This window comes from Acinetobacter suaedae (genome assembly GCF_008630915.1).
Classification (GTDB): Bacteria; Pseudomonadota; Gammaproteobacteria; order Pseudomonadales; family Moraxellaceae; genus Acinetobacter; species Acinetobacter suaedae.
In genome coordinates, this window is the sequence record NZ_CP043909.1 from 2373311 (window position 1) to 2389778 (window position 16468).

Genomic DNA, 16468 nt, shown 5'->3' on the forward strand with positions numbered 1-16468 from the left:
AATCCAATACCATGGTGAGCATTCGGATTTGAGGAAAATCCATATCAATCTTTTAACTACGAAGATTAGCGTTGAAAGTGATAAACAGAACCTAAACCTAAAATTTTGGTTAATTCATCTAATGCTGTACGACTCTCAATCAACAAACTTGGATCTGCTAAATCATCCTGCGTTAATTCATCACGATAATGTTGATCTACCCATTGATTGAGTGTTTTAAACAGGTCGTCATTCATAAATAAATTTGGATTAACTGCTGCTAACTCTTTTTGATTGACCGCAACACGTAAACGCAAACATGCTGGTCCACCGCCATTACGCATACTTTCACGCAGATCAAACACCTTGATGTCATCAATAGGCGTGCCCATCTGAATCATGTCATTCAAATAGCTCCAAACCGCTTTGTTTTGACGAGACTCTTCAGGTACAACGATACTCATCCCACCATCTGCGCGTGTCAAAATTTGGCTATTGAATAAATATGTCGCAACAGCATCCTCAACTGTCACACGGTTTTCAGGGACTTCGATCGAGATAAATTCTTGCTCAATCCCTGCCATTTTCTGGCGAATTTCATCCAAGGCTTGTGTTTGATTCAAAAACGCATGTTGATGATGGAAAAGTACCTGTTGGTTGCTGACCGCAATCACATCGTTATGAAATACACCTTGATCAATCACGTCAGGATTCTGTTGAATAAATATCGTCCGTTTTGCATCTAAACGATGTAAACGTGCAATCGCCTCACTCGCTTCACGGGTTTGACGTGCAGGGAATTTCTTCGGCGCAACCGTACCACCGAGTTGTTGCTGTCCGTAAACAAAAACTTGAATGCCAGCTTGCTCATATCCACCGCCTAGACGGTTATGATTGGCTGCACCCTCATCACCAAATAGTGCTGCATCTGGTAAGGCGTCATGATGCGCGAAATATATATCATTATCGAACATCGCTTTAAGAATTCGCGTTGTCGTATGATGCTCAATTGAGCGATGGAACTTATTATTTAGATTTGCGGCTGTAAAATGTACACGTCCATCCGCGCTATCAGCCGATGGTGACACGGTGCATGAGTTTGCAGTCCACATAGAAGATGCTGAACTGAGTGAAGATAACAATGCAGGTGCTGTTCGCATTGCTTGTGCAATCACCTCAATATCACTACCAGTAAAACCTAAACGGCGTAAGGTTGGAACATGTGGACGCTCTTGTGGTGCAAACACCCCTTGCTTAAGCCCTAAATCCGCAAGGGCTTTCATTTTCTTTAAGCCTTGCTTGGCAGCTAATTTCGGATTCGATGCGTTATTGCGGTTTTTGGTCGATGCAACATTACCAAAAGATAAGCCTGCATAGTGGTGGGTCGGTCCAACTAAACCATCAAAATTGATTTCATAACCTGACATTTTTTTCTCCCTATCGTCACGGCACGATTGAACTTAGAGCACAATGCCCGGTGATAATTTTGAAGGTAGTGTAACGTGATCACTTTCCAGTGAAGCCATCGGCCACGCACTATAATCTGCTGCATAAAATGCACTTGCACGATGGTTACCAGATGCACCGACACCGCCAAATGGTGCAGCACTAGAAGCACCCGTTAATGGTTTATTCCAGTTCACGATGCCAGCGCGTGCTTCGATCAGCACACGATCAAATAACTCTCGATCAGGTGAAACCAAACCGACAGCCAAACCAAAACGTGTGTTATTCGCTATTTTGAGTGCTTCATCAAAATCGTGATAACGATAGATCGTTGTCAATGGACCAAAGTATTCATCATCTGGGATTGCATTTACCTCGCTCACATCTAAGATGCCAGCGGTAAGTAATGAACTGTCAGCTTGAGGACGGGTCATTTCAAGTAATGGCTTTGCTCCTAAAGCAATCAGTTTGCTTTGGGCTGCCATCATCTGATCTGCAGCATGCGCTGAGATTACCCCACCCATAAATGGTTGTGGTTCTGCATCCCAAGCACCGATCACTAAGTTTTTTGCGACTTCAACAAAACGTTGAATAAATGCATCGCCATTGACGCCATGTTTCACAATAATACGACGTGCACAGGTACAACGTTGTCCCGCAGACACAAAAGCAGATTGAATGGCTAGATTCACCACTGCATCAATATCCGTTGCTTCATCAATGATTAAGGCATTATTGCCGCCCATCTCAAGGGCTAGAATTTTTTCAGGTGCACCTGCCATTTGTTTATGCAAGTGATAGCCTGTGTTGGCGCTACCTGTAAACAGTAAACCGTCAATTTGCTCAGCAGCAGCTAATGCCTCACCTGTAGCGCGACCACCTTGTACGAGATTGAGCACACCCTTTGGTAATCCAGCCTGTTGCCACAATTTTGCAGTTTCTTCTGCTGTCCATGGCGTAAGTTCACTTGGCTTAAATACCACCGTATTACCCGCAATTAATGCAGGTACGATATGACCATTCGGGAGATGCCCAGGGAAATTATAGGGACCAAATACAGCGAGTACGCCATGAGGACGATGACGCAATGATGCGATGCCATCTGGCATTTCAGTTTCACTAAAACCCGTACGTTGATGATAAGCACGAATTGAAATCGCGACTTTCCCAATCATCGATTGGACTTCAGTCAAGGTTTCCCAAAGTGGTTTACTGGTTTCTTGACTAATCACTTGAGCCAGTTGATTTTTATTTTGTTCAAGTAAACTCGCAAAACGTTCAATAATGGCAATACGTTGCTCTAATCCAAGTCGTGCCCATGTAGGGAAAGCGTCTCTTGCTGCCGCACACGCTGTATCAACATCAACAACATTGGCTTCGTGACCCGCCCAAATCTGTTGATTGCTCACAGGATTGGTTTTAATAAAGCTTGTACCTTTTCCCTGTACCCAAGCACCATTGATTAATAATGCACCTTGTGACATTAGTGATTCTCCATTTTATCTAATGCTAAAACTCGCACTTCGTCCTGTTCTCTAACATGGAGTGCTTGAGCTTGTGCTGGTGTGACCATTAAAGTATCGCCCTCTGAGACGCAGTTATTGATCAACAGCACGCAATAATCTTGGTATTGGTCATTGGCAACCAAATAGTGAATATCTGTCGTTTCAATTTGCTCAGTGATTTTGACTGTGAGTAAACGACTTTCTTTGACTGCACGTAGATCGGCAGTATTGGCCTCTAAGGTTGGCCCCGCATCAAAAATATCGACATAGCCTTGATATTGAAGCCCTTCTGACATCAATACTTTCGCAGCAGGAAGGGTTTGAGGATGAACTTCCGCAATGACTGCACGAGCTTCAGCCGGTAATAAATCCACATACACTGGAAATCTTGGCATTAACTCAGCAATAAAAACTTTTTGTCCAATGCCACTCAAATAATCTGCGGTCGCAAAATCCATATTAAAGAAGTGATATCCCAAAGCATTCCAAAATGGTGAATATCCATTTTGATCAGAATAACCACGCATCTCCGCAATCAATCTTGCTTTAAAATGTGACTGAAATGCGGCAATAAATAGAAAACGAACCTTAGAAAGAAACTTACCGTTTTGATTTTTTCGATAATCAGGATCAAGGAATAACGTACACAGCTCACTACAACCCGTATGATCATTACTTAAAAAGAGCGTGTCTAAGGCCTTATATACATTTAAGGTTTTCGAGGCATGCACCTGTGTTGCCACACGGAAGTTATAGAATGGTTCATTTAAACCCACCGCAACTTCAATCGCACTCACTCCCACAATTTTTTGTAGACTGGTATCCTCAAGTACAAATAAATAGCTCTCATCTGACTTTTCAGCTAAACCAGCCAAAGTACGGGTTGTCCGTGTAATACGTTCGGCCAAGATCTCTTTATTACGTGGCAAGGAGGTCAGACCAATGCCTGTCTCTCCTGCTCGTTGCGCTAAACGATAAATATCATCTAAGTCCCGATGCGCTGCATGTCTAACAATCATCATGGTTAGATGCTCACAAATAGATTAAAGACGTGCTAAAGCACGAGCAAAACGACTTAGACCTTCATCAATATCTTGCTGAGAGATAATCAATGATGGCGTAAAACGCACCACATCTGCGCCAGCAACGAGTGCTAAAAGACCTTCTTCACCTGCCAAGGTCACGATGTTTTTTGCTTTACCTGCATATTCATCTTTAAGAACGCAACCAATCAATAAGCCTTGACCACGAATTTCCTTGAACAAATCATATTCAGCATTCAATTTATTTAATGCATCTACGAAATATTGATGACGTTGTTTCACGCCCTCTAGGACTTCAGGCGTATTGATGAACTCAAATACAGCGCCAGCAACAGCACAGGCCAATGGATTACCGCCGTAGGTTGTACCGTGATCACCCACCGCATACATATTGGCGTATTTATCTGTTGTAATCATGGCACCAATTGGGAAACCACCACCCAATGCTTTTGCGGTGGTTAAAATATCTGGCGTTACCCCTGTATTCATATAAGCGTAGAGCGAACCTGTACGACCAACACCAGTTTGTACTTCATCAAAAATCAGCACTGCACCTTTTTCATCACACAGCGTACGTAGACCTTTTAAGAACTCAAGATCAGCAGGAACAACACCACCCTCACCTTGGATTGGTTCAACAATCACCGCACAGGTATTTTCATTAATCACTGCTTTCGCAGCTTCTAAATCATTGAATGCGGTATGTTCAATACCTTCAGGCAATGGCGCAAAATCTTGTGAATATTTCGGTTGACCGCCAGCGGTAACGGTAAATAAGGTACGACCGTGAAAAGCATTTTTAAATGCAACGATATTCTTTTTGTTAGGATTGCCACTGAGCAAACCAATTTTTCGAGCCAGTTTTAATGCGGCTTCGTTGGCTTCTGCACCAGAGTTACAGAAAAATACTTTATCTGCAAAGGTACTATCCACTAATTGTTTCGCAAGGCGTAAAACTGGTTCATTGGTATAGCCATTGCCAATATGCCAAAGCTTCTGTGCTTGTTCAGTTAAGGCGTTGACTGCCACAGGATGTGCATGTCCTAATGCATTGACGGCAATTCCACCTGCAAAATCAACATATTCTTTATCATTTTGATCCCACAGACGAGAGCCTTCACCACGCACTAAAATGAAATTTGCTGGTGCAAAAACCGGAACCATCCAGTCATTAAAGTTGCTACGTGTAATCGTGACATTACTCATTTTATTTACTCACTTCCTGTTTGATCATTGGGCTGTTTTTAAATATCACAGCCCAGTTTTAAGCTGATGTACTAAATTTATTAACCTGGGAAAATACCGCGTTCTTTACGCGCTTTTAAAATACGCTCACATGCCAAAATATAAGCAGCGGTACGTAAACTACATGCCTTATGCTGTGCGATTTCCCAAACATCTGCCGTTGCTTGAATCATTAATTTATCGAGGCGTTCATTGATTTCATCTTCGGTCCAGAAATAACTCGCCATGTCTTGAACCCATTCGAAATAACTGACGGTCACACCACCAGCGTTACAAATCACATCTGGGACCACGACAATATTTCGTGTGATAAACACATCATCTGCTTCTGGATAGGTTGGACCATTGGCACCTTCCAATACGATTTTGGCTTTTAGTTTCTGAGCACGCTCAACTGTAATCTGGCCTTCTAATGCCGCAGGAATCAGAATGTCCATATCGACATTCCAGAACTCATCATTCGAAATGACTGTTGCCTCAGCAAATCCCATCACACCACCATGCTCAGTGACATGCTTTTGTAATGCTTTTACATTTAAACCATCTGCATTAAAAATCGTGCCTGTGTGGTCTTGTACACACACCACTTTTGCACCAGCATGGCTAAATAAATAAGCGGCTTCATTACCCACATTACCAAAGCCTTGTACAGCAACTTTGGTACCTTCAATCGTTAAGCCAATACGCTTTGCAACCTCTAAACCAGTCACAAATACACCACGACCTGTCGCACGTACACGACCTAAAGAACCACCTAAATGCACAGGTTTTCCCGTCACTACACCTGTAACTGTATGACCTTTAATACTTGAATAGGTGTCCATCATCCAACCCATAATGTTGGCATTGGTACCAACATCTGGCGCTGGAATATCAATTTGAGGACCAATGATTGGACTGATTTCACTGGTAAAACGGCGAGTTAAACGCTCTAACTCACGCGGAGACAATTCTTTTGGATTGACACGGATACCACCTTTTGCACCACCAAATGGGAGATTAAGTACGGCGGTTTTAATGGTCATCCATGCAGATAAGGCCATGACTTCATTGAGCTCAACATCTTGATGATAACGAATACCACCTTTTCCCGGACCGCGAGATAAATTGTGTTGAACACGATAACCTTCGAAATGACGGATCGAGCCATCATCCATGACAATAGGAACATCAACAATTAATGTACGCTTAGGCGTTTTTAGCGTATTAATAAAATTGCTTAGATCTGCGTCAATATATGGCGCCACTCGATCAATTTGAGTGAGATAAGTTTGCCAAGCACCGCTATTTTGATCCGTATATGATAAAGACATCATCTATTCCTTAATTAATCAATTATCCCTGTTTTTACAGATTCCCTTTTCATTTAGGGTTTCCTGCCCTTTCATCCCTGATGCACATTCTGCGCAGCCACATCACGCCAAAAATGTTTTGGGCTTCATATACTCATTATTATTAAGAATCAAATTGATTCACAAAATTGCTTTTAATGATTAAAATGAATTAATTTTTATCAATTTGCACATAGAAAATATCAAAATGAACAATATAGATCATATTATTCTAGGATTACTAAAAGACAATGCGCGTATGTCTATTACCGACTTGGCGGCTAAAGCACGTGTCTCACGGGCAACTGTGCAAAAGCGTATTGAATATATGGAATCTACTGGTGTGATTACGGGCTATACCATCCGTTTTCGCCCAAATGCTGAAAGAAATGTGATTCGAGCATGGATGAGTATTATGGTCGAAGGCACCAAAGCCCAAGCTGTGATTCGTGAACTACGTTTAGAATCCGCCGTTGAACGCTTACATACCACCAATGGTAAATGGGACATTTTGGTCGAGTTAGAATCTGACAGTTTAATCAACTTCGATAAGGCACTCGAACGAATCCGAAATATTTCAGGGATTTACAATAGTGAAACCAGTATTTTACTTTCTACGTATAAAACTTAAATCCTTATCAAGTGAAAAGCCGCTTGATACGATATGGCATCAAACGGCTTGGTAGCTCCAATGTTAATTTAGACTAAGTTTTTAAATGTGGATTTTCTAAGGGTAGATCCTTTTCTAAATGTTCATCAAAAACATCCGTCAGCATACTGTCATAACGTTTAGCATTGTATTTCAACAGCTGTTCTGCCTCTGTGGTATTAATAAAACCGACAGCAACGGCATCTGCAATATGCTCCTCAAATGACAGCCCTTTAAACTGATCTTTGGATTCTGCTTTTTTAAACTTATTCCAAAGTGGCTGTATTGCTAACAACATTTGGAAAGTAGACTCCATACGTCCCATCACGTCGCTTTCATCCGTGTTGTAATACACATGTTTTTTCAGCTCTGCTCTAAATGGCGTTTCCTGTAACAGCAATTGAGCTACGTCCTGCTTCAACTGATCAGATGGTTTAGCAATTGGGCGACCAAATGGGAAACATACCAATTTCACCAACTTCGCGGCAATTTTCATTGGGAAATTATCATAGAATCCGAAAAATGCTTCCTGTGCATTAAACAAGGCTTTATTCAATGCCAATTCAGCATGTTTTTGATCAGACGCTGTGCGTTGACCATTTTCATAGTATTTTAAAATCGCTGTCGCAATAAATAGATGTGAATGGATATCCGCCAAGCGTCCAGAAAGCATTTCTTTACGTTTCAAATCACCAGCTAAAATACCCAATGCCATATCTGCGGTCAGTGCAAAATCAGCACTCATTCGATTGATCACCGCATAATACGGTTTTGAAAAATCGTCAGCTTGCTTAGAGCCTTCACGAGATCCTCCCGTGATAGCAAATGCCACCGCTTTAGCACCACGATTAAAGGTATAAGCCAAATGCTTAAACAACAATGGACTAAATTGTTTAAGTGCCGCCGCTTTATCTTCTGATTGCAACAATTGCAATTCTTCAAACAAGTATGGATGACATCTCATCGAACCTTGACCAAAAATCATCAATGAGCGTGTCAAAATATTGGCACCTTCAACCGTGATAGCCACTGGAATAGACTGATAGGTCAACGCAAGGAAGTTACGTGGTCCAAGCTGAATTGCACGACCGCCGACCACATCCATACCATGATTAATCACTTTTCTCATGGTTTCCGTAGCGTAATACTTCGCCATGGCAGTCATTACTGCTGGCGTTCCGCCCTGATTGAGTCCACATGTCACTAGATATCTAAATGATTCGAGCATATAAGCATCACTGGCAATATCACTGGTCGCTTCTTGTACGCCCTCAAAATGCCCGACGGCGATTTTAAATTGTTGTCGGATACTCGCAAATGCTCCTACTAAAAGATAACCCATCTCCCCTGCAGCCGTCGCTAATGCAGGCAGTGAAATGCCGCGTCCAACACCGAGACACTCCATCAACATACGCCAGCCTTTACCGGCATTCTCTTGACCACCAATAATCCAATCGATCGGGATAAAGATATCAGTCCCTTCAACCGTACCATTCATAAAAGGAGCACCGGGATGATGTCTTGCCCCGATTTTAATTCCTTCATGGCTGGAAGGAATTAAGGCACACGTAATTCCATATTCAACTTTGTTTTTATCTCCCAATAATCCATCTGGATCGTAGAGCTTAAACGCCAGACCTATCACGGTTGCAATTGGAGCCAAAGTAATCCAGCGTTTAGAAAAATTCATTTTTAAACCAAGGACTTCTTGACCATCATGGTTTCCATAACACACGATACCTGTATCTGGGATTGCACCTGCGTCAGAACCCGCTTCAGGACTAGTTAAACCAAAACAAGGTACTTCTGTACCATCAGCTAAGCCCGGTAAATAACGCTGTTTCTGTTCAGTGGTTCCGTAGTGCAACAACAGCTCGCCTGGACCCAAAGAGTTAGGGACCATACAGCTTACTGCTGCGGTTAAGGATCGTGACGCAATCTTACTCATGATGCGACTTTGTGCAAAAGCAGAGAATTCTTTACCACCAAATGTTCTTGGAATAATTAAACCGAGAAACCCTTTATCTTTAATAAATTGCCAAACTTCTAGCGGCAAATCTTTTTGGTGATGATGAATTTGCCATTCATCTAGCATTGAACACAGTTGCTCAACTTCATTGTCTAAAAAAGATTGTTCTTCAGTTGAAAGCTTTGGATAAGGATATTGATCAAATTTCTCCCAATCAGGCTCCCCCATAAATAGCTCTTTTTCCCACCAACTGGTACCTGCATCCAGTGCCTCTCTTTCAGTCGTACTCATACTTGGCATCGCATTTGAAAGAAGATCAAATGCAGGACGACTAATTAGTGTTTCACGCAATACAGGAATTAGTATGACGGTACTTATTAGGATAATTGGTATCCCAATCAATAAACTCCACAACGTAATAAAAACAGCACAGATGATGGCAGTCACAATAGAAACAAGGCTGCCAATTGTTTGATTAAGTTTGAAATAAAATACAGCCCACAACACAGCAAACTGAATCAACAAGCTAAGCAATATCAATAATAGAGTCATGGTTACTCCTTTGGCTTCAACTTGAATTAAGAGGAAATGTGATTAAATATTTATGCTTTACTATTTTTTTAAACGTATTAAGTTCAGTGTGAAAAAAGAGTGAAATTTGATTGTACAGTGCGTTTTATTATTTTCAGGATAAGCTACTAAATATTACACAACCACACAGAGATGAAAGGCTTTGTTGCATAATCATTAACTTTTCAATGCAACCTATTTCAACGCTCAAAAACATTAAAACATCTAAATAAATTCAATATTTTAACTACAAATATCGTTTGGTAGGTATTTGGTAGGTAGGAAAAATTTTCAACCCTTGCATACTAAGCCTACAGTGATGAAATCACTGAATAATAAACAATGGATTATGGAAGAAGGAATCGCTCCATGGCTTTTAAAAATATTGCAGATCAAACTAACGGTTTTTATATCCCTTGCGTCTCACTTTTTGGACCTGGCTGTGCCAAAGAAATTGGAATTAAAGCTCAAAATCTTGGTGCCAAAAAAGCACTCATTGTCACCGATGAAGGCTTATTTAAATTTGGTGTAGCGGCACCAATTTCAGAATATTTAAAAGATGCAGATGTAGATAGTCATATCTTTTCAGGTGCTGAACCTAACCCAACCGATATTAATGTCCATAATGGTGTACAAGCATATAACGACAATGGTTGTGATTTTATTGTTTCTCTTGGCGGCGGCTCTTCACATGACTGCGCCAAAGGCATTGGCTTAGTCACCGCTGGTGGTGGGCATATTCGTGATTATGAAGGTATTGATAAAAGTACCGTGCCAATGACGCCACTTATTGCAATCAATACCACAGCGGGAACAGCATCTGAAATGACTCGTTTCTGTATCATTACCAATACTGACACCCATGTCAAAATGGCAATTGTCGATTGGCGTTGTACACCACTAATCGCAATCGATGATCCTAAGCTCATGGTTGCTAAACCAGCAGGCTTAACTGCTGCAACAGGGATGGATGCCTTAACACATGCTGTCGAAGCTTATGTTTCTACCGCTGCAAATCCGATTACCGATGCTTGTGCAGAGAAAGCCATCACCATGATTAGTCAATGGTTACGCCCTGCTGTTGCCAATGGTGAAAATATTGAAGCACGTGATGCGATGAGTTACGCACAATACTTAGCAGGTATGGCGTTTAACAATGCTTCTCTCGGTTATGTTCATGCAATGGCACATCAACTAGGTGGTTTCTATAATCTTCCACACGGCGTATGCAATGCAGTGCTTTTACCTCATGTTTGCGAATTCAACCTCATTGCTTGCCAAGATCGTTATGCAAAAATTGCAGAATTGATGGGCGTCAATACAGACGGTTTTACTGAAACTGAAGCAGCATACGCTGCAATTGATGCAATTCGAGAACTCTCCGCTTCGATTGGTATTCCTTCTGGCTTAACTGAGCTTGGTGTAAAAACCGAAGATCTTGCAATCATGGCAGAAAATGCACAAAAAGATGCCTGTATGCTAACCAACCCACGCAAAGCCACACATGCCCAAGTGGTTGAGATTTTCAAAGCAGCTTTATAACACTTTCCTCCCCAAAGTGAGCCAAAGCACTCCCACAATTGGCTTACTTTTTATGGGAATATAAAATTGGTTATATTCCCATTTTTTATAATTGACTACTCTATTCAAGCACTTAATTTTAAGCAATATGATTTCAAAATAGATCTTTAAACTTATTCAATGATAAATGCGCAGGATGCTCTGCCGGCAATAACTCCATTAAACGCTCAACGGCATCGATTGCTTCAGGAAAATGAGCCACGTGTTTCAATAATAAATCCGTTTCTGTGGTTTTAAAGATCGCATCACTTAAACGCGACTCTAAACAATCTCGCCATGCACATAAAAATGGGCTTTCAGTTTTAGCGAGAAAAACACCTTTATATAACTGCAATGCAGAAGCCACATATCCAGAATCAAGTGCTTGTTCAGCCAAAAGAAAATCTGCTTCTACATCAGCCAATAAACGGTATGGTCTTGAACCTAGCATTCCGCCTAAGATATCTCTCAGTTGCGACATTTCAGCTTTTAAAGTGCCGATACTCACTTTACGTTCACCATATAAAGCTTGATGCAATTTTTCTAGATTTAAGCCATTTGGACACAATACCAATATTGCCAAAATCTCAATTTGGCGTGGCGTAAGAACCAGCGATTTACCATTAAAGAAAATCTGCGGTGTCGAAAAAGCACGAATGTATAAATGTTGTCGTTGCTGTTCGATCAGTGCCGTTTGAATAATCGAGGCGCAACGTTCAACAGCTAATACGCCTAAACTATTATGTTTTTTCCAAGTGGTTGATAAATCCACTACACCTAAGACTTGCTTAGAATACGGATCAATGATCGGCGCGGCATAACAAACCCAATCATGAATCGACTCCATATAATGTTCATTTGAAAACACACAACTGGATTGTTGCGTTTTAAGCGATAACGCTAAGGCGTTGGTACCGACGACCTCCTCTGCCCATTGCCCACCTGCAATGAAATGCACCTTTTCAGCAGCACTTTGCATTTGCGTACTTGAAGCTGTCCATATAATGGTACTTCCAACATCCCCCACAGCGATCACCATCGATGACTGCGCTGCAATATGACTTAACTCGTTAGCACAAGCATTTAAAGCCTTATCCAAACTACTTGAATTTTTCTTATTTTGACTAAGTAAAGGTGCTGCAAGACGCTCTTTCGGAATTGAAGACGATACAGATCGCTGCCAAGAACTCGCAATACTCTGCTCTAATTTCTCAGCGCTTTGGGGAGACAAACTATTTTGTTGCTTTAACTGATCAATAGACTGTCTTTGCCGTATTAGCTCTTGTTTTGTAAACATTTGTGTATCCCTCACACTTGAGCATGGTTTCCAACCTTTCTCCAACCTTCACCGATCTATCCTAGTGAAATAGCGTACAAAAGTACCTTATACCAAAGCTGTAGATGCTTAAGATCAATTATAAGCAAAGGAATATTTATATGCGTTACATCGATCCGAATCAACCTAATTCAAAAGTCCAGTTTAAACCACAGTATGAAAATTTCATTGGTGGTCAATGGGTCGCTCCTACTAGAGGAGAATACTTCGATAACGTTTCGCCTGTCGATGGCAAAGTGTTTACAAAGATACCCCGCTCTTCTGTCGAAGACATTGAACTGGCACTAGATGCAGCACACAAAGCTAAAGCAGAATGGAATAAAAGCTCTCCAACATTCCGTTCAAATATCTTACTTAAAATTGCTGATCGCATGGAAGCAAACCTTGAAATGCTTGCGGTAGCAGAGACTTGGGACAATGGAAAACCTGTTCGTGAAACACTAGCAGCGGACATTCCATTGGCAATTGATCATTTCCGTTATTTTGCAGGATGTATCCGCGCACAAGAAGGCGGCATTTCAGAAATTGATGAAGATACCATTGCCTATCATTTCCATGAGCCGTTGGGTGTGGTCGGTCAAATTATCCCATGGAACTTCCCGATTTTGATGGCAGCTTGGAAACTTGCTCCTGCGCTTGCAGCAGGAAATTGCGTGGTTTTAAAACCTGCGGAACAAACTCCAGTTGGAATTTTATTGGTCCTCGAACTCATTCAAGATCTTTTACCAGCAGGTGTGTTGAACGTCATCAATGGCTATGGTGCTGAAGTCGGTCGTCCTCTCGCAACCAGTCCTCGTATCGCTAAAATTGCATTTACAGGTTCAACTCAAGTTGGACAGTTGATTATGCAATATGCGACAGAAAACATTATTCCCGTGACACTCGAACTGGGTGGTAAATCTCCGAATATTTTCTTTGAAGATATTATGGATAAAGAAGATGATTTCTTGGATAAAGCGCTAGAAGGCTTTGCCATGTTTGCCCTAAACCAAGGTGAAGTATGTACCTGCCCATCTCGTGCCTTGGTTCAAGAAAGCATTGCAGATGCATTTTTAGAAAAAGCCATTGAGCGCGTCAAGCGAATCAAGGTAGGACATCCTTTAGATACTGAAACCATGATTGGTGCTCAAGCTTCCCTTGAACAACAAGAGAAAATTTTACGCTGCATCAGTACAGGGCGTGAAGAAGGTGCTGAGCTGTTGACAGGTGGTAGTGCGAGACAAGAAGTCGGTGAGGGTTTCTATATCGAACCAACAGTGTTTAAAGGTCATAACAGTATGCAAATTTTCCAAGAAGAAATTTTTGGTCCTGTGCTTTCAGTAACGACATTTAAAGACTTTGATGAAGCCATTAAAATCGCAAATGAAACTATCTATGGTCTGGGTGCAGGTGTTTGGGCACGTTCTGCACATACCTCATATCGCGCAGGTCGTGCGGTAGAAGCAGGTCGTGTATGGACCAACTGCTATCATATTTATCCTGCACATGCGGCATTCGGTGGATATAAAAAATCAGGCATTGGTCGTGAAAACCACCGCATGATGTTAGATCATTATCAACAAACCAAGAATCTTTTGGTGAGCTACTCAACCAAACCTGCTGGATTCTTCTAATTATCCATTTCATTCCTCAAAAAAAGAGCAAATGTTATTTCACATTTGCTCTTTTCATAGGTCAATTATAATTTTCGCCGCCAATTAACTCGTCAAACTGAGTTCCTGTGACCAAGTGGATTTCGGTTGTTGATGTAAATGCCAACACACTTGAGCAATCGATTGCATCAACTTTTGATCCTGATCATCCCATTTTTCTAATGTGCAGTAAGCCACATGAATTCCTTTAGGATGAAACTCTCTTGCCAATGACTGTGATAAGGCTCGAATACTGGCAAACATACTCATCGTCAATAAATCTGCTTTCTTTTCCGCACCCATTGATCTTGCACCAAGGAAAATCACTGTTCCAGGTTGCTGTTTAAGCATGTTTGCAATCATAGCTTGCGAAACACTGGCTGCATTTAGACCTGTAACTTGCCAATAGTTTTCAATCATTTCAGAAGATACAGTATTGATATGATCAGTACACCCAAACTTCGGCTGGATAATACATAATTCAATCTTATAGCCCTGTTGTTGAATATATTTGACTAAACTTTTTAATGAGCCACTCAGCAAGACATTCAATCGAATAATTGTGCTTTGATTTTCAGAACTGATAATCTTTAAATCGTGCTGAGATGGATCATGTGTCACTTGAAAAATATGTAATGAATGATCTGAATCAAGATTGATAATGGCTTGGCTCAACAACTCAATATTTTCACCAAAGACCACCATACAACGTTGAGCATTTTGTGATGATTTAAATAATCGTCCTAGCTTATTCATCATTTTAAAAGCGCTCCTGATACGGGCGTAAATCTAATTCATATGTCCATAAATCATTGCTTTGCTGATACAGCATTAAATAATTATCTGCAATTGCCTCAATATTTAAGCCGCCTGTACCACGCGTTAATCTTGCTAAACGTCCAAGTCCGAATAAGGCTTTATTGACCCGATCTCCATCGACCATGCCATCTACGATTACATGTGCAATATGTATATTTTTCGACTTATACAGACTTGCTAAATTAAGTGCATAAGCACGTAATGCTGATTTACCCATGGTAAAAGCAGCGAAAAACGGTTTACCACGCATTGATGCACTCGCACCTGTGAAAATCAGAGTTCCTTTTTGTTGCTGTTCAAAAATCTTCAAACAAGACTGCGAAACCAAATAAGCAGACAAAAAAGTCGAGCGCCACATTTTTGAGAAAAAGGACAACTGCGTTTTTAAAAACAAGGATGGAATATTGCCACCTACATTATGAGCAACAACTTCTAGCAGTTCATTATTTGCAATGATCATATCGAATAAAGATTGAATCTGTTGATCATTTTCTGCATCTAAACAATAAGCGACAGCACTCCCACCTTGCTCAGCAATCGTTTGAGTCACTGCTTGTAATTTATTGAGCGTTCGTCCTACCACATAAACCTTTAACCCCGATTGAGCAAAACGTCGTGATATAGCAGCCCCAATCCCTTGCTCTGCCCCGACTCCAACGACAACAGCGACTCGCGTACTCATATCTGTTTGATCCAAGCTGCAATATTAGAATAGCTGTTAATTTTTGCTCCCCACACTTTACTGGTTCGGACAATCTCTAAAAGCTGTGAAGCAACTGCAATGTCGGCCACTGTTTTTTGATCCCCGACTAACCAACCCGTAGCACTCAGTACCAGTTCTATACGTTCTAAATGACGAATAAACTCTGCTTCAATATCGGCTTTTGCCATACGTCCGGTACCTTGCATTTTCAGTTGAAAACTGAGTGCGGACTTCAATAAGGGTTTCATCAAAATCACTTCATGCTTCGGACGACCTTGCGCACTGATTGCTACAGCATGATCTAAAGCATCAGCATCACTCACTCGAAAGTGGATCTCATAGAAATACAATAATTCATCTGCCCAGTCTTCCCACAACTCAGCATAAGCTTTTTGTATCGGATCTAGCGGATAAAGACGTGGGAAGTCAGGATAAGTGTCATCCAAATAACGTGCGATACGGGTACTGTCTTGAATCCGCTGTCCATTAATATCCAGTACAGGTACTTTCCCGACCTTACTCAACATTGGAACCTTAGCCCCCAACACACCGTTATAATTGATGGTTTCAAATTCAATCCCTTTAAATTTCAACATTCTTGCTACTTTTTGACAAAAAGGTGAAATTTCCCACTGATGTAAAGTAACCATTATTTTTCTTTCCTTTGGCTTGATGTTTTAAT

Annotated in this window: 13 protein-coding genes; 3 read left to right on the forward strand and 10 right to left on the reverse strand. The window is 41.2% G+C overall.

All coding sequences use genetic code 11. The annotated features are described in order from the left end of the window. Nucleotides 1-65 precede the first annotated feature (65 nt). The 5 genes from astB to F2A31_RS10995 form a co-directional block, all read right to left on the reverse strand. On the reverse strand, nucleotides 66-1406 hold the full coding sequence (gene astB / locus F2A31_RS10975; protein ID WP_150026410.1) for an N-succinylarginine dihydrolase: 1341 nt from the start codon (nucleotides 1404-1406) through the stop codon (nucleotides 66-68). Nucleotides 1407-1439: 33 nt separating this feature from the next. Next, on the reverse strand, nucleotides 1440-2909 hold the full coding sequence (astD, locus tag F2A31_RS10980; protein WP_150026411.1) for a succinylglutamate-semialdehyde dehydrogenase: 1470 nt from the start codon (nucleotides 2907-2909) through the stop codon (nucleotides 1440-1442). Continuing rightward, nucleotides 2909-3952 carry an arginine N-succinyltransferase gene (astA, locus tag F2A31_RS10985; protein ID WP_150026412.1) on the reverse strand — a complete coding sequence of 348 codons (1044 nt, stop codon included), beginning with the start codon at nucleotides 3950-3952 and terminating at the stop codon, nucleotides 2909-2911. Before astA ends, astD begins: the two co-directional genes overlap by 1 nt. Before the next feature lie 21 nt (nucleotides 3953-3973). Beyond that, nucleotides 3974-5179 carry an aspartate aminotransferase family protein gene (locus tag F2A31_RS10990; protein WP_004638269.1) on the reverse strand — a complete coding sequence of 402 codons (1206 nt, stop codon included), beginning with the start codon at nucleotides 5177-5179 and terminating at the stop codon, nucleotides 3974-3976. Between the two features lie 80 nt (nucleotides 5180-5259). Beyond that, nucleotides 5260-6534, reverse strand: coding sequence for a Glu/Leu/Phe/Val family dehydrogenase (locus tag F2A31_RS10995; RefSeq protein WP_150026413.1), 1275 nt, complete (start codon nucleotides 6532-6534; stop codon nucleotides 5260-5262). 223 nt (nucleotides 6535-6757) lie between these two features. Here F2A31_RS10995 and F2A31_RS11000 point away from each other — a divergent pair, with 223 nt between their 5' ends. After that, complete coding sequence (locus tag F2A31_RS11000; protein WP_004638267.1) at nucleotides 6758-7180, forward strand: Lrp/AsnC family transcriptional regulator; 423 nt, start codon at nucleotides 6758-6760, stop codon at nucleotides 7178-7180. 73 nt (nucleotides 7181-7253) lie between these two features. Here F2A31_RS11000 and F2A31_RS11005 read toward each other — a convergent pair whose 3' ends face one another. Beyond that, nucleotides 7254-9719, reverse strand: a complete 2466-nt coding sequence (locus F2A31_RS11005) for an acyl-CoA dehydrogenase (RefSeq protein ID WP_150026414.1) — start codon at nucleotides 9717-9719, stop codon at nucleotides 7254-7256. Between the two features lie 387 nt (nucleotides 9720-10106). Here F2A31_RS11005 and mdh point away from each other — a divergent pair, with 387 nt between their 5' ends. Then, a complete protein-coding gene (mdh, locus tag F2A31_RS11010) occupies nucleotides 10107-11279 on the forward strand; it encodes an iron-dependent methanol dehydrogenase (RefSeq protein WP_150026415.1) in 1173 nt (390 codons plus the stop codon). A 133-nt stretch (nucleotides 11280-11412) separates the two neighbouring features. Here mdh and F2A31_RS11015 read toward each other — a convergent pair whose 3' ends face one another. Continuing rightward, nucleotides 11413-12594: a helix-turn-helix domain-containing protein gene (locus F2A31_RS11015; protein WP_150026416.1), complete on the reverse strand. Its 1182-nt coding sequence runs from the start codon at nucleotides 12592-12594 to the stop codon at nucleotides 11413-11415. Nucleotides 12595-12734: 140 nt separating this feature from the next. On the opposite strand from F2A31_RS11015, the gene exaC reads away from it, so the two are divergent. After that, nucleotides 12735-14246 carry an acetaldehyde dehydrogenase ExaC gene (gene exaC, locus F2A31_RS11020; protein WP_005091291.1) on the forward strand — a complete coding sequence of 504 codons (1512 nt, stop codon included), beginning with the start codon at nucleotides 12735-12737 and terminating at the stop codon, nucleotides 14244-14246. A gap of 84 nt (nucleotides 14247-14330) precedes the next feature. On the opposite strand, the gene F2A31_RS11025 is transcribed toward exaC, so the two are convergent. Genes F2A31_RS11025 through F2A31_RS11035 form a run of 3 tightly spaced genes read right to left on the reverse strand, consistent with a single transcriptional unit; the run spans nucleotide 14331 to nucleotide 16436 of the window. After that, nucleotides 14331-15023 carry a Rossmann-fold NAD(P)-binding domain-containing protein gene (locus tag F2A31_RS11025; RefSeq protein WP_171490594.1) on the reverse strand — a complete coding sequence of 231 codons (693 nt, stop codon included), beginning with the start codon at nucleotides 15021-15023 and terminating at the stop codon, nucleotides 14331-14333. A 1-nt stretch (nucleotide 15024) separates the two neighbouring features. Then, the gene (locus F2A31_RS11030; RefSeq protein ID WP_150026417.1) at nucleotides 15025-15765 is read right to left on the reverse strand and encodes an SDR family NAD(P)-dependent oxidoreductase; all 741 of its coding nucleotides are present in this window, start codon (nucleotides 15763-15765) and stop codon (nucleotides 15025-15027) included. Then, complete coding sequence (locus tag F2A31_RS11035; protein ID WP_150026418.1) at nucleotides 15762-16436, reverse strand: glutathione S-transferase family protein; 675 nt, start codon at nucleotides 16434-16436, stop codon at nucleotides 15762-15764. Before F2A31_RS11035 ends, F2A31_RS11030 begins: the two co-directional genes overlap by 4 nt. Nucleotides 16437-16468 lie beyond the last annotated feature (32 nt).